General features: G+C 35.2%; 12 protein-coding genes. 2 read left to right on the top strand and 10 right to left on the bottom strand.

Annotated elements, in window-relative coordinates; genetic code table 11:
* Positions 1-216: 216 nt before the first annotated feature.
* Genes QZU75_RS11145 through ileS form a run of 4 tightly spaced genes read right to left on the bottom strand, consistent with a single transcriptional unit; the run spans position 217 to position 7,994 of the window.
* Positions 217-1,347, bottom strand: coding sequence for a site-2 protease family protein (locus QZU75_RS11145; RefSeq protein WP_296883795.1), 1,131 nt, complete (start codon positions 1,345-1,347; stop codon positions 217-219).
* 16 nt (positions 1,348-1,363) lie between these two features.
* Positions 1,364-2,581 (bottom strand): gephyrin-like molybdotransferase Glp, encoded by a 1,218-nt coding sequence (glp, locus tag QZU75_RS11140; protein WP_296883793.1) that lies wholly within the window; start codon positions 2,579-2,581, stop codon positions 1,364-1,366.
* Positions 2,582-2,604: 23 nt separating this feature from the next.
* The gene (purL, locus tag QZU75_RS11135) at positions 2,605-4,746 is read right to left on the bottom strand and encodes a phosphoribosylformylglycinamidine synthase subunit PurL (protein WP_296883791.1); all 2,142 of its coding nucleotides are present in this window, start codon (positions 4,744-4,746) and stop codon (positions 2,605-2,607) included.
* A gap of 11 nt (positions 4,747-4,757) precedes the next feature.
* Positions 4,758-7,994 carry an isoleucine--tRNA ligase gene (gene ileS, locus QZU75_RS11130; protein WP_296883790.1) on the bottom strand — a complete coding sequence of 1,079 codons (3,237 nt, stop codon included), beginning with the start codon at positions 7,992-7,994 and terminating at the stop codon, positions 4,758-4,760.
* A 407-nt stretch (positions 7,995-8,401) separates the two neighbouring features.
* Between ileS and QZU75_RS11125 the strand changes: the two genes are divergently transcribed.
* Complete coding sequence (locus QZU75_RS11125; protein ID WP_296883788.1) at positions 8,402-9,058, top strand: DsbA family protein; 657 nt, start codon at positions 8,402-8,404, stop codon at positions 9,056-9,058.
* A gap of 93 nt (positions 9,059-9,151) precedes the next feature.
* Here the strand turns inward: QZU75_RS11125 and QZU75_RS11120 are convergent, their stop codons facing one another.
* On the bottom strand, positions 9,152-9,304 hold the full coding sequence (locus tag QZU75_RS11120) for a hypothetical protein (RefSeq protein ID WP_296883787.1): 153 nt from the start codon (positions 9,302-9,304) through the stop codon (positions 9,152-9,154).
* A 179-nt stretch (positions 9,305-9,483) separates the two neighbouring features.
* Positions 9,484-10,308 carry a hypothetical protein gene (locus QZU75_RS11115; RefSeq protein ID WP_296883786.1) on the bottom strand — a complete coding sequence of 275 codons (825 nt, stop codon included), beginning with the start codon at positions 10,306-10,308 and terminating at the stop codon, positions 9,484-9,486.
* 232 nt (positions 10,309-10,540) lie between these two features.
* On the opposite strand from QZU75_RS11115, the gene QZU75_RS11110 reads away from it, so the two are divergent.
* A complete protein-coding gene (locus tag QZU75_RS11110) occupies positions 10,541-10,867 on the top strand; it encodes a DUF192 domain-containing protein (protein ID WP_296883784.1) in 327 nt (108 codons plus the stop codon).
* Between the two features lie 53 nt (positions 10,868-10,920).
* Here the strand turns inward: QZU75_RS11110 and QZU75_RS11105 are convergent, their stop codons facing one another.
* The 4 genes from QZU75_RS11105 to QZU75_RS11090 form a co-directional block, all read right to left on the bottom strand.
* Positions 10,921-11,613 carry a dihydromethanopterin reductase (acceptor) gene (locus tag QZU75_RS11105; protein WP_296883783.1) on the bottom strand — a complete coding sequence of 231 codons (693 nt, stop codon included), beginning with the start codon at positions 11,611-11,613 and terminating at the stop codon, positions 10,921-10,923.
* Between the two features lie 6 nt (positions 11,614-11,619).
* Complete coding sequence (gene glyA / locus QZU75_RS11100) at positions 11,620-12,888, bottom strand: serine hydroxymethyltransferase (protein WP_296883782.1); 1,269 nt, start codon at positions 12,886-12,888, stop codon at positions 11,620-11,622.
* 110 nt (positions 12,889-12,998) lie between these two features.
* A complete protein-coding gene (locus QZU75_RS11095; protein WP_296883780.1) occupies positions 12,999-14,162 on the bottom strand; it encodes an MFS transporter in 1,164 nt (387 codons plus the stop codon).
* A gap of 190 nt (positions 14,163-14,352) precedes the next feature.
* The coding region (locus QZU75_RS11090) for a 4Fe-4S binding protein (protein WP_296883778.1) at positions 14,353-14,824 on the bottom strand (472 nt) is incomplete at its 5' end.

Raw genomic sequence — 14,824 nt, 5'->3', positions numbered from 1 at the left:
AGACCAAAAATGGAATTCTAACCTTTTTAGACTTCCAAATGCAAAACTGGACACAAAAACACATAAAAATTAAATAAGCCTATAAAATTTTACAGACTCCTTTTTTTAAAAAAATGTTGCAGGATAAAAATCCCACAACTTTTGACTGTATTTTAAAATAATTAGTTTTCATTAGAGAAAAAATTAAATTATTACTCAAATAATCAAGAGCAATTTTTATAAAAATCCAGCAATTAAACTGAATACAATTATCATTGCCATTACAACTGATAATGCATTAACAACAGGTTTATATTGCTCTTCGGACAATTTATAGCTGAGCAATATCTCAAGCATGTATCCACCATCCAAAGGCTTTAGAGGAAGCAGATTAAATAGACCTATTCCCAGGTTAAGCATAAATATCCATTGGAAAAGTTCAAGAAACTCGAATAATACCCAAGGCAGAGGACCTAAACTGTTATTTGTTAATGCAAAATGTTTATTTGCCTGTATTCCGAAAAATCCTCTGGATTCGTTATTAGGATTTTTATCCAGAGTCAACGAGTAGCTTCCCTGATCCGTTTGAACCGTCACATTATCGCCAGGCCTGTACGAACTTATCATATCAATATAATCTGTGGAATTATTAATTTCATGGTTGTCAATGGCCTGTAAAACCATTCCCTCTTTCAATACCCCATCAGAAGGTGAATTGGAAACAATTCTATCAATAGCTATACCATCCTCTTCAAAAAAGCTTGGAATTCCTGCTGATATCAATGAAACCAGAATGATTGCAATCAGTGCCAGAGTTATATTTGCAACCGAACCTGCAGCATAAACCCTTAGCCTTGAAGTTCTTTTTGCCTCCTTTAACTCATCCTCATCGGGTTCTACAAATGCTCCTGGAAGAATTGCAAAAAGCAACAATCCGATTGATTTAATGGAAATCTTTTCACCGATTGCCTGTATACCATGAGAAAACTCATGAACAACCAAAACTGTGGCAAGAGCTATCAAACCATAAACAAAAGGAATGTATATGGATGAACCCGGCATTTCCACTCCAGGAATAACTATAGAAACAGCAGGTGTTTCAAAAACGGACGGCAGTGATGAAACCAATGTCCATGTAATAAAAATCATGGCTCCAAAAGCCACAAAAACACCCACATTCATGTACCATCTCCAGAATGTCGGTGAAAAATTAGAAATTCTAGATATCAGCCCACGAAGTCTTTGAGTCTTCCACATTATCACAGGGAAGTTTATCTCAACTCCATAATTTGAGAGTTTTTCATGAAATATTCCAGCCAATATCCAGATGACAGCAAAAGCTATCAAATAATAATAAATCCCATTCATTAAAATGCACCTTCAACTACCAAAGTAGTGAATTAAAGAGAACAACATCAACTATATCGTCCTTTTGGTATCCTTCATCGTTTTCGTCTATGATGATATAGCTGTTCGCCTCAACCATTGAACGAATTATTCCAGAACCTCTATTCAACACGTGCTTTGCATATTCATTATCACTGACTGCACGTATGAAATCAGTTCTTCCCAATTGTGAAGGTATCTTAAGCTGAGAGATTCTTTTAACTATGTTAAAGTCAAATGCCCTTCCTTGCATTTCAAAGAGGTATTTTCTTGCAAAAACATCGAACTGAGACATTGCCGCAACTGGCTGGCCTGAAAATGTAAATACTATTTTATCATTAACAAGACCCGCACCTGCAGGTTTACCCGGCCTCATTGCAACACCATGAAACAGAATTTCACCTATTTCATCAATGACATCGAGAACAACATCTCCTTTACTAATGGCTGTTCCTCCAGTGGTCATTATGACATCATAATCTTTTGAAGCTTCCAGAATGGCCTGCCTAACCTCTTCATAAGTGTCTCCTGCATGTGCTATTTCACACTCCGCACCTGAATCTTCGACCATAGCCTTAATAGTAAACTGATTGGAATTGATGATTTTTGCCTTATCAATTTCTTCTTTGGTAGGTTCAACAAGCTCATTTCCGGTTATAATAAGTTTTACTTTAGGCTTTTTGAAAACCTTCACAGTATCATAACCTGCTGAAGCTATCAATCCCAATTCCTGATATCTGATGAAAGTATTTTTATCAAGAATTTTTTGACCTTTTTCTATGTCTTCAGATTTGGGAGAAACATTTTCACCAGGAGTTACCTGAGAGTAAATTGTTAAATCATCCCCATCTTCAGTGGTGTACTCCTTCATTAAAACAGCATTTGCTCCCTCTGGAATCGGAGCTCCTGTAGCTATTACAATAGCTTCACCATTCTTAACAGTTTTGGTTGAAAAATCTCCTGCACCAATTGCATCAATGATTTTAAATTCCTTTGGTGCGGATTGACCTGCTCCAAAAGTATCCTCTGCAATCAATGCAAATCCATCCATTGCAGATTTATCAAATGGAGGTGAATCGTGAAATGCCATTATATCTTCAGCCAAAACTCTTTTGTGAGCATCATAAATAGAAATTTCTTCAATATCTGTCAATTTCTGATTATCACTTATTAACTTTGAAGCATTTTTCACTGAATCCAATTTTGACAAGAACATGTTTTTAAACTCCCCCAAGTTATTTATGCCATGTATTTTTCAATAACCCCATGATATGCATTATCCAAATCTTCAAAACTAAATTCATGACCGTTTACATTTAATGAAGTGCCTTTTACCTCACCAATGATTTGTGCTTCAACATCGATTTTTGATAAGATATCTTCAGCTGCATCAGCTTTAACTGTTAATAAGTATCTTGCATGGCTTTCTGAGTATAACAATTGGATTTTATCAAGTTCATCGTCAACCAGCTCAACGTCACATCCAAGGCCTGATTTGATGACCATTTCAGATAGTGCTACTGCAAGTCCTCCTGCAGATACGTCGTGAACTGCTGTAATATTGTTGTCTGCATCCTCGTCGATTAATTTCAATACTGTCTGACCGTTAGCTACTTCTTCATCTATTCTGATTCTTGGAGCAGTTCCTATCTCTAAATTATGGATAGTTCTGTGATATTCAGAACCGGTTAACTCATCATAGGTTTTACCTATTAAAATGATTTTGTCCCCTTCGTTTTTGAAGTCCATGGTTCTTATGTTTTTGATGTTTTCAACACCGATAACACCAACTGCAGGGGTCGGATTGATTTTAATTCCTTCAGTTTCATTGTAGAAACTTACATTACCGCTGATTACAGGGGCATTGAAGTTTTCAGCTACAAGACTCATACCTTCAATAGCTGTCTTGAATTGCCATAGGATTTCAGGAGTTTCAGGGTTTCCGAAGTTAAGACAGTCAACGACAGCATATGGAGTTGCTCCCATTGAAATAACGTTACGTATTGCTTCTGCAACACATCCTGCAGCTCCATCAAATGGAGACAATTTAGTATGAATTGTATTGGAATCAGTTGTAAGTGCAATAGCTGTATCCTCATCGATTCTGAGTACTGCAGCATCATCACCAGGTTTAACAACTGTCCTTACCTGAACTTCATGGTCGTACTGTTTGTAAACCCATTCCTTTGAAGCTATATTCGGGCTGGATAACAATTTCGGCAATGATTCATAAACTCCAGGCTCTTTAAGTTCCACTTTTTGAGTATCTTCTGGAATTTCAGCTATTGGCCTGTCAATTGAAGGAGGATCTGCTAATAAAATAGTTGGAAGGTTTGCAATTTCATCTCCTTTATCTGAAATAATCATGTTGTTTCCATCAATTACCTCACCAATTACTGATGATACGATTTCATGTTTATCGCAGATTTTTTGTGCAAGTTCAACATCATTAGGATTTATGACAAATACCATTCTTTCCTGGGACTCTGAAAGCATGATTTCATAGGGAGTCATTCCGGTTTCCCTTAAAGGGATTTCCCTTAAATCAACACGTGCTCCATTTTGTGATGAATCTACAAGCTCTGAAATACAGCAGGTAAGACCTCCACCACCTAAGTCCTTAACACCGCTGACATTGATTTTTTCAAGTATTTCCAGTGATGCTTCAAGTACCCTTTTTTTGGTAAACGGATCAGCCACCTGTACTGCAGGCCTGTCTTCTGTTTCAGAGTCTGATGTAAGCTCTTCTGATGCAAATGTTACTCCGTGAATTCCGTCACGTCCTGTGGTTCCTCCCATAAGAAGGAATACATCGCCTATGTTTGGTGCCTGAGCCCTTACAATCTTATCTTTTTCAACAAGTCCTACACACATTACATTAACAAGAGGATTTGTTCTGAATGATTCATCAAATTCTATTTCACCTGCAACGGTTGGAACTCCAACACGGTTTCCGTAATCGGAAATTCCTTTAACGACATGTTCAAATAGGTATCTTGATTTTTCATCTTCTTCAAGAGGACCGAATCTTAAGGAATCAAGAAGTGCAATAGGCATTGCTCCCATGGAAATGATATCCCTTAAAATTCCTCCAATACCTGTTCCGGCTCCACCATAAGGTTCAATAGCTGATGGATGGTTGTGAGATTCCATTCCGACAGCCAATGCATATTTATCAGTTACACTTACAAGACCTGCATCGTCTCCAGGACCTAAAATGATATTTTCCCCTTCGGTTGGAAATGCTCTTAAGAATGGTCTGCTGCTTTTGTATGAGCAATGTTCTGAAAACATTACATCAAGCATACCTTCTTCGAGTTCATTCATTTTCCTGCCGAGGATTCCTTCAATATATTCAATTTCAGAATCAGCTAAAGTCATGTTAAACACCCTTAATTTTTAATTGAAATTATTACTTTTTCTCCTTCAATATCCCATTCTTTGGTATAATCTTTAGAATCTTTACTGCACTCTTCAGTGTCTGTTATAATTAAGCTTTTGGCTCTTACTTCATGAGCAATGACTTCGGATTGCGGTACAATCAGATCCTTGAATTCCGGTGATGTTTCAACATCGACATTGATGTCTGCTTCAACATCTAAATCCAAGTCTTTTCTCATGTCCTGAATTCTTCTAATCAGTTCACGAGCCATAGCTTCCTGTCTGATTTCCAGTGTGACATTGGTATTTACAAATACGTTTCCGCCTTCAAATTCTGATGATACAAAGTCATCCGGAAGTTCTGAGTCGAATAATACTTCTTCTGATGACAATTCTATTCCTTCTATTGTCACTGTACCGTTAGCATCAAGTTCCGCTTTGATTTGATTACCATCAGCTGTTTTAAGTCCTTTTACAACTTTACCCATGTCTCCTTTGAGTTTTGGACCTAAAATTTTGAGGTTTGGTTTTGCAATGAAAGATAATTTATCAAATTCACTGGCGCATAAAACCTCTTTGGTATTTGACTGGTCTTTAATGATGTCAGTCAACTCTTCGATAGCTTTCAATACATCCTCATCCTGTGATACTACAGTGATGTCTGAAACCGGCCATCTGAGCTTGTACTGTGCCATGTCACGTGCTCTTATTGATGCGTCAATTACTTCACGAGCAACATCCATTTTTGCTTCCAAATCCTCATCGATTGCATCAGCGTCATACTCCCAGTCAAGCATGTGAATACTTTCAGGCGCTTCAGGATTTACCCCTTTAACAAGGTTTTCATAGATTTCTTCAGATACGTGAGGAGCTATCGGACATAATACTGAAATCAATTTAACAAGCGCTGTGTAAAGGCTGTAATATGCACCCAGTTTGTCAGGGTCATCGCTTTCAACCCATGTTCTTCCACGGATAAGCCTTACATACCAGCGGCTCAAGTCATCCAATATGAAGTCATATATCTTTCTTGTTGCCTTATGGAAGAATAAGTTATCCAAATCCTGTGCAACATCTTTTACAAGTGAGTTGACCCTTGAGATAATCCATTTATCTTCAGATCTTAAAATAATATCATCTTCAGTTATGTCATTAGGATTGAAATTGTCCAGTGACATGTAGGTTGTTGAGAATACATATACATTCCATAAAATGTTAATCATTTTGTTGACGTTTAAAAGTTCATCCCAAACAAATTTAAGATCATCCCATGGTTTTGAAGCCCACAAGAGGTAGAATCTTAGAACGTCCGCTCCGTATTTTTCAATAACTTCTTCAGGAGATACGACATTACCCAATGATTTTGACATTTTGTTTCCGTTTTCATCCAATACGAATCCGTGCATCAATACCTTTTGATACGGACTTTTGCCCATTGAAATCACACCTGTTCCAAGCTGTGAGTAGAACCATCCTCTGGTTTGGTCGTGACCTTCTGTAATGAAATCATACGGGAACCAGTCTTCGAACTTTTCCTTTTCTTCAGGATAGTAAAGTGAAGCCCATCCGGCAACTCCTGAGTCAATCCAAACGTCCAATACGTCAGGAATTCTTTTGATTGTAGAACCGCATTTGTCACATTTCACTTCAACTTCATCAACATATGGCCTGTGGATTAGTTCTGAGTCTGAAACGCTGATTTCGTTTAGGGATTCTTTTTTCAACTCATCAAGAGAGCCTATTACTTTGAGTTCACCACAGTCAGGACATTCCCATATAGGAATTGGAATACCCCAGTATCTTTGTCTTGAGATTGTCCAGTCACGGGCGTTGTCTACCCAGTCATGGAATCTGCCTTCACCGGCCCATTTAGGTACCCATTCGACCTTGTCGATTTCATCAAGCATTTTTTCTTTAATTTCAGTTACTTTAAGGAACCATTGTTTGGTTGCCCTGTATATGATAGGAGTTTTACATCTCCAGCATACACCGTATCTGTGCTCAATGGTTTCAACTCTGTACATCAGGTTTTTAGCCTGCAGGTCTCCAATTATTTGATCATTTTCCTTTTTTGTGAATTTACCATCATATTTACCTGCATCATCGGTAAAGCATCCGTCTTCACCAACAGGACAGAATATCGGCAAGCCAAATTTTTGACCTATTTCAAAATCGTCAGGACCATGTCCAGGTGCGGTATGTACCAGACCGGTGCCTTCACCAAGTTCTACGTGATCTCCGGGAAGGATTGTGTGGATTTTTTCGATTTCTGAGTCAAATTCCATTTGTTTTGGAATTTCATCTGCTAAAATATAATCATAGCTTAATCCAACTAAATCAGAACCTTTTACTGTCTTGATGATTTCATACATTACTTCCTCTTCTTCTAGGATTTTATCTTCCTCATCTTCTGATTCTGCAGGTATTTTGGTTCTGTGGATTTTAATGCGTTTTCCTAAAACATCTTCCATTAAATTTTCGGCTAAGATGTAGGTTTCGCCGTCTTTTGAAACATAAACATAATCAAATTCTGGATTTACACAAATTGCAAGGTTTGCAGGAAGTGTCCATGGAGTAGTTGTCCATACCAGGAAATATGTATTTTCTTCGCCCTGAACAGGGAATTTGATGAATATGGACGGGTCGACTTTCTCTTCGTATTCTATTTCAGCCGCAGCAAGTGCAGTTCCACAGTGAGGACACCAGCTGATAACTCTTTGGTCATTTACAAGCAGGTTCTGTTCATTTGCCCTTTTAAGTGTCCACCATGATGATTCCATGTATTTAGGATCAAGTGTCATATACGGGTCATCCCAGTCCATCCAAACACCCAGCTGGTCAAACTGCTCTTCCATTGCTACCTTATTTTCCAAAGCAAACTCTCTGCATTTGTCAACGAATTTATCAATTCCAATTTCCTCGATTTCCTGTTTGGATTGAATGTCCATTAGGTGTTCTACCTTGTTTTCGATTGGAAGACCGTGCATATCCCAACCAGCCTGTCTTCTTAAAGCAAATCCGTTCATGGATTTATATCTAAGGTATGAATCCTTAATAACCTTGTTCCAGGCAGTACCTAAATGGATTTTTCCACTACAGTATGGGGGTCCATCTAAAAATGAATATCTAGGACCTTGTTCTCTAAGCTCATTTACCTTTTTGAAAGTTTCTTCCTGTTTCCAGAATTTTTGTACTTTCTTTTCTATTTTATCGTGATCGTATGATTTTTCTGCCTCTTTTATTGGCATTTTAACTCCTCGAAATGATTATGTTTTTTAGTAATTTATAATATGTATCTTTTTGTTTAAGATAATAAATAAAGGTTATGGAAATCACTGAAAATTTTAAAATTTGAAAAGGAAATAAAGTTTTTATACACATTTAAAGCGTTAAAACAAGTAATTTCTAAAATTATAATTATATCATAAGAAAAGTCAATATCCAAATTGTAAGACCCCGCAACATATCAATAGATATTAAGAAACAAAATTGCAAAACCCGAGCCGTTAATGTTAAACTTGATATAAAATAACAACCTAAATAATAACATGGGATTTTATAGAAGATACAATACAATCATTAGAACAGTTGATAACTTTATAAAACTATATAAAGCTGCAAAAAAAGATTCAAAAAAGTCCAAAGATGATAAAAAATGAAAATTCTTTATTTGAGTGATTTTAACTGTCCTTATTCATATATCGGATTGAATAGGATAAAAAATGTATGTTTGGAACTTGATTTGGATGTCAAATGGGAAATGAGAGCATTTGAACTTGAACCAGATGCTGACAATTTCAAAGCCGTAGACCGGTTTGCCATCAAAAACGGATTATCTATTAAAGATGCCCTTAAAGAAGCTGAAGAAATAGAAAAAATCGCTCAAGACGAAGGTTTAAATATCAACTACAAAGACCTGACAATCAACAGTTCAAAAGATGCACACAGGCTTGTGAAGTATGTGCAGGACAAATATCCTGAAATATCCCAAAAACTTGTTTTTAAGATATTTGAAGCAAATTTCAATAAAAATGAAAATATTTCAAATCATGACGTTTTATTGAGTTTATCCGCTTCCTGCGGTTTAGACGAAAAAGAAATATCTGAATTTCTCGAAAGTGACTCTTTAAAAATCGAAGTGTTCCTGGATATGGACGAGGCAATATCCAATGGAATAACTGCAATTCCATATTATTTTTTAGAGCATGACAATGAACGACTGACGGTTCCTGGAGTTTTTGAAAAAGAGTCCTTTAAAATTGCATTTGAAGATTTAATTAGTGGTGAAATAAGAAACAAAACTTTTGTATAACTTTGCCACAGAATTCAGAATATTATTTTCACTTTCCATGAAAAACTTTGCTTAATGATTTAAATACTACTTTCAATTTGAATATAGAAAAAATTATTTAGATAATGTTTGACTGACAAAATCTATGCTGACATCAGCAATTCTTGCAATATCCTTAATAGAATAACCTTCCTTATCCAAATTGATTACAACATTTCTTTTTGATTCATCAACTTTCCTTTGAGCATAATCCTCAACTATTTTCATATTACCACCTACCAAATTAGAAATCGTCTTATTGAGAGACTCATCCAATACAAACTTGTCACACAACATCAACACCACTCCCTTAACAAACTGAGCAATGTCACTGTCCAAATCCTAAATATCCATTTAATAATCACATATTTTCAATTAATTAACATTAATAAACAAATTCAAAGAAGTTATTTAGACAATGTTCTTTCAACAAATTCTTGAGAAACATTTGTCAAACTCGCAATATCCTCAATGTTAAAACCCTTTTCACTCAAATTAATTACAATTTCTTCAGTTTTTTCATCAACTTTCCTTTGAGCAACTCTTTGTGCATAATCCTCAACTATTTTCATATTACCACCTACCAAATAAGAAATCGTCTTATTGAGAGACTCATCCAATACAAACTTATCACACAACATCAACACCACCCCCTTAACAAACTGGGCAATGTCACTGTCCAAATCGGGAATATGTGTTATTGTAACTGCTGAATTCAAAATGTTCTTTTCAATATCATTTTCAGATGTCATGAAACAGATTAAGCTTATTAAGAGCAATTCCTTTTTGCTTAACTGTTGGTTGTTTGCTATTTTAACTTTCATAGTATTTAAAAATTCATCACCGTTATAATTTTTTAGTGAGTGAATATATATCGGAAAAATTGAATCCTTATTGATTTTATAGTATTTTGTTTTTTCAGCTTCAACAGTGCTTAAAACATGCACTTCAATATCCTTTTGGGATTTATTCTGAATTTGGTCAAATAATGCAGTGTATAGCCTGAATCTCTTTTTGTCTGATATGTCCACATATGTGCTTTGAAATTCAAGTATGATTATCTTATCCTCCATCTCAAAAACCAGATCCGGTTTGTACATTTTCGGGTCTATGATGCTATATTCTGTCTGATGGACTTTCAGTATTTTTCCATCAATATTAATAATTTCAATAAGTTCCTGACCGTATTGCCTACCATGACTTTTAAATATCACATCCTCATGAAATTCCAAAAAAAATCACCTCCTTTAAAATTAAAAATTTAAACTTTAATATGAATTTAAAAGAATATAAATCTTTTGTTTTAATATTAAAGCAATATTTATAATATAAAACAAAAAAACAATAAGAAATCAATATTTATATAAAAAATTATTACATTTGCCTGATTCTTTAACAAAGAGAATGTGAAATTTATCTAAACTCGTTAAATCTATAAATACTAAAAAACAAAAAAATTAATGCATGATTTTAAATAAAACAACCAACCAACTCTTTAACATTAAAATTATATATGCAAATACTTTTTTCAAGCGTTTTAAAGGATTGATGGGAAAAAAAGATATTGACTTTGCAGTGTTATTTGAAAACTTTAAAGACTCATCCATGCATACCCATTTCATGAGATTTACCATTGACATTTATTTTTTAGATGAAAACAAGATTGTTTTTGATAAAGTAACATTAAAGCCTTGGAAATTCTACAAACCTCAAAAACAAGCAGAATATATTCTGGAAACAAAAAAAGACCTGTTGAAAATAAAAATAGGAGACGAATTAGAGTTTAATTGATTAAAATGTCTTGTTAAGAATCAAGATAAAAATTAAAAAAATAAGTAAAAATCCTAGAATTTTTCTAAGATTTCATCAGGAGTTTCAAATATTTGAATATTGTCAATACTTTCCAGTTTGCGAGTATTTTCAATATCAATATCCCTCATATAGATTGTAATTATTTTTCCTTCGGAAATTGCATCATAAGGACATGTGTTTCTGCACAAACCGCATCCGATACATTTAGTTAAATCAATTTCCTCATGAGGAATGATTGCTCCCTGTTGGCATGCAAGGGCGGCAACACAGTCGTCACAGCTTTGACATTTTGATTTTTCCATTTTGGATGGAAGAACTGTGTCAATTGGACCCGGATGAATATCGACCGGCACCATATAGACCGGAACAGCACCTTTTCCTGCCTGTGCTACAGCATTTGTAACCAGGGTATCAGCTATTCCATAGACTATTTTAGAAACTGTATTTGCTGTTGCTGGAGTTACAATCAATGCGTCATATTTTCCAAGTGATAAACGCCCAGTAATTGGATATGAAAATTTCTGATTTGTATCAGTGGCTAATTCACGGTATTTACCACCTGTCAAACGTTCCACGCGCTCATAAAGTCCATACATCTTAAGGACTTCTTCTGCAGCTCCAGATAAAAGCACAGTCACTTCGTTGTTTTCAGCCAGTTTTTCTGCAACATAAACGGATTCCCTCAGCAGATGTCCGGCTCCTGTAAATGCAAAAGCTAATCTCATTTTAATCTATAATCTGTGATATTCATAAGCATCTCTGTCTGAGAATGCGTAATCAAGAGTTGTGTACTGGTTCATAAATTCTGCAACTTCATCAGCAATGTCTTCCTTATCAACAGCTACACGTTTAATGAACTGAGCAACTTCTTCCATTTCTTTTTCTTTTAGGCCTCTTCTGGTAATTTCCTGAGTACCAATTCTGATACCTGATGGATTATCGGAGTTGTCTCTGTCATCTCCAGGCAAGAGGTTTTTGTTTAGAATTACATTGTTGTCTGCAAGTTCTTTTGCTATATCAGATGCTGATCTGATTGCACTTAAATCCACTGCAATTTGGTGGGACTGAGTGAAACCTAAATCTTCACATAACACATCAAAGCCAAGTTCATACATTGCCTGACCTAAAGCCTGTGCGTTTTTAATGGTTTGTTTTGCATATGCTTCACCGAATTCAAGCATTTCAGCAGTTGCAATACCTAAACCTAATAAATGGTGCAAGTGGTGGTTACTTACAACACCCGGAAATACTGCATTGTCGATTAACTCCTCATTTTCTTTACCTGAAAGGATAATTCCACCTTGAGGACCAGGGAATGTTTTGTGGGTACTTCCCATCATTACATCTGCCCCTTCTTTAAGAGGTTGTTGGAATTGTCCACCTGCAATTAAACCTAAAACATGAGCACCATCATACATTATGGTTGCTCCTACTTCATCAGCTGCTTCACGAGCTTCTTTTATTGGGTGTGGGAATAAGAATAAACTTCCACCGAACAAGACTATTTTTGGTTTTTCCTCTAAAATCTTTTTGTTCATTGCATCGATGTCAATGTTCATTACGTTTTTGTCCAATGGATGGAAAACAGTTTTAAGACCACGGATACCTGCTGCACTAACATCTGCATGGGAAATGTGACCTCCGGAAGGTACTTCCAATGCCATTACTTTTTCGCCAGGTTTTGCAAAACCAAAGAATGCTGCAAGATTTGCTGTAACACCAGAAACCGGCTGAACGTTAGCATATTCACAGTCATATACTTTACATGAAAGTTTTTTGGTCATGTCTTCAACCAAATCAACATATTGACATCCTTCATAGAATCTTTGGAATGCCTGACCTTCTGCATATCTGTGTGCAAAATCAGTAGCGAGTGCTTCTGTAACCTCTACACTGGTAACATTTTCAGAAGCAATTAAATTGATACTGTTTCTCATATATTGAGTATGTTCTTTTGCAATTTCTTCCAATTTTAAAATTTCGTCATGATAATTAGCCATTTATTACACCTAATATCCAATTATATATTTATGATTTAATTTTTGTTTATCTTCTAATATAAGAGTTATGAAAAACAGTGTTATAGAATTTAAAATTGCAAGCATGAAAATTATTGACTGTACTTCAAATTAATTTTCAAAATATAAATCACATAATATAGTAGAATTAATGCCAAAACTAAAAATAGCATTCCAAAAATAAATATGGACATTACACCAAATCCATCTACCAAAAATCCGCCTATTGCAATACCAATTGCAATTCCACCATTCAGTACACTTAAAAATATTCCATTAGCCAGTTCCGGACTTTCAGATAACAGCGATGTTTCTATATATTGAATCAAATTGTATCCCATTCCGTCCAATATTGCAAAAATCAATATTAAAATCAGCATTGCAATCAGGAAATTAGGCATTAGATACATTCCTAAAAACACCAAAGCACATACCAATTGAAATATTATTAATGTTTGCTTGTCCTTTTTAAATATCAGCTTACCTCCAAGCCAAGTTCCAAAAATAGAAAAAATTCCATAAATGAACAGGAATATACTTAATTTATAAGTGTATATATGACTAACGGTCTGCAGGAAGTACGGGAGGTAATTATATACAATACTTGCACCTATAGGCATCATAATTATTCCAATCGTTGATAATATAAATTCTTTAGATTTTAAACTACTAAACGGCAATTCATAGCTTTTAGATTCTCCGGGAAGTGACGGGAAAAATACCAAAATCAAAATCAATGTAGTCAAATTAATTAAAAAAATCCAGCTCATTGCGGCTTGATATCCCAGTATTGTTCCAAGTCCGGTAGTAATTGGAAGGCCTACAATACTTCCCACTGAAATTCCAAGCAATATTTTGGTAATGTAATCCTGTTTTTCACCTTCAGGGGCTATTTCTTCACAGAATGTTAATGCAACGGATATAAATGCCGGATAGAACACTGCTGAAAGTATCCTGAAAAAAGAAGCAATACCGATATTGCCTGTAAAAATTATAACCAGATCTGCTATTGAAAAAATTGATAGAATTGAAACAAAGGTGGTTTTTCTGTCGAATTTTGAAAATAAAACCGGAACAAAAAGACCTGTAACTGCAATTGTAAATGTAAATGAACTTACATATAAACCTGATATTGCAATTGAAGTGTTAAAATACTCGGATATTTGTGAAATAATTCCAATAATACTTAAAGGAGTATTTATACCAAATGTTGACAACATTAAGATATATAAAAGTATTTTTGGATTGTTTTTCATTATTTTTTTCTCCATTCAATAACAATAGTTATGTAAAAAATAGCATATAAATTTTTGAGTGAAAAATCCTTAAAGCAAATTAAAAACATGTTTAAAATTTTTAAAAGTAAATCATAAAACTTCACTTAATTTAACTGATTTTCACATTAACATCAAGCATTTGAAAAAATAGAGAAATTAATCTCTAAATCTATTTACCTAAGTCTTCAAGAGCAGCACTGATTTGTGCCATAATTTGCTCGGTTTTGAAGTGTTGTTGGTTCATAGCACCAGATGGACATGCACCTACACAAGTTCCACATCCTTTACATAATGCGGAGTTAATTTGTGCAAATTCTTTTCCACCTACACCAGTTGCGATTGAAATAGCATCGAATGGGCATAATTCAACACATACTTGGCAAGCACCACAAACAGTTTCATCGTTAGATGCAATAATAGGTTCGATTTCTACTTGTCCTTTAGCCATTGGGATAGCTGCTCTGGATGCTGCAGCTGAACCTTGTGCTACGGAGTCAGGAATATCTTTAGGACCTTGTGCTACACCTGCAATGTAAACACCGTCAGTTAAGGTGTCAACAGGTCTGAGTTTAGGGTGAGCTTCCATGTAGAATCCGTCTGCAGATCTGGAGAGACCTAAGGTTTGTCTGAGTTCGTCAGAT

Source organism: uncultured Methanobrevibacter sp. (assembly GCF_902764455.1).
Taxonomy (GTDB): Archaea; Methanobacteriota; Methanobacteria; order Methanobacteriales; family Methanobacteriaceae; genus Methanocatella.
The sequence above is the reverse complement of the archived record's forward strand: the minus strand, read 5'-3'. Positions and strand labels throughout refer to the sequence as shown.

Excerpts from the sequence above, each read along its gene's own strand:
- QZU75_RS11145 (WP_296883795.1), bottom strand. The coding sequence starts at position 1,347 with ATGAATGGGATTTATTATTATTTGATAGCTTTTGCTGTCATCTGGATA.
- glp (WP_296883793.1), bottom strand. The coding sequence starts at position 2,581 with ATGTTCTTGTCAAAATTGGATTCAGTGAAAAATGCTTCAAAGTTAATA.
- purL (WP_296883791.1), bottom strand. The coding sequence starts at position 4,746 with ATGACTTTAGCTGATTCTGAAATTGAATATATTGAAGGAATCCTCGGC.
- ileS (WP_296883790.1), bottom strand. The coding sequence starts at position 7,994 with ATGCCAATAAAAGAGGCAGAAAAATCATACGATCACGATAAAATAGAA.
- QZU75_RS11125 (WP_296883788.1), top strand. The coding sequence starts at position 8,402 with ATGAAAATTCTTTATTTGAGTGATTTTAACTGTCCTTATTCATATATC.
- QZU75_RS11120 (WP_296883787.1), bottom strand. The coding sequence starts at position 9,304 with ATGAAAATAGTTGAGGATTATGCTCAAAGGAAAGTTGATGAATCAAAA.
- QZU75_RS11110 (WP_296883784.1), top strand. The coding sequence starts at position 10,541 with ATGATTTTAAATAAAACAACCAACCAACTCTTTAACATTAAAATTATA.
- QZU75_RS11105 (WP_296883783.1), bottom strand. The coding sequence starts at position 11,613 with ATGAGATTAGCTTTTGCATTTACAGGAGCCGGACATCTGCTGAGGGAA.
- glyA (WP_296883782.1), bottom strand. The coding sequence starts at position 12,888 with ATGGCTAATTATCATGACGAAATTTTAAAATTGGAAGAAATTGCAAAA.
- QZU75_RS11095 (WP_296883780.1), bottom strand. The coding sequence starts at position 14,162 with ATGAAAAACAATCCAAAAATACTTTTATATATCTTAATGTTGTCAACA.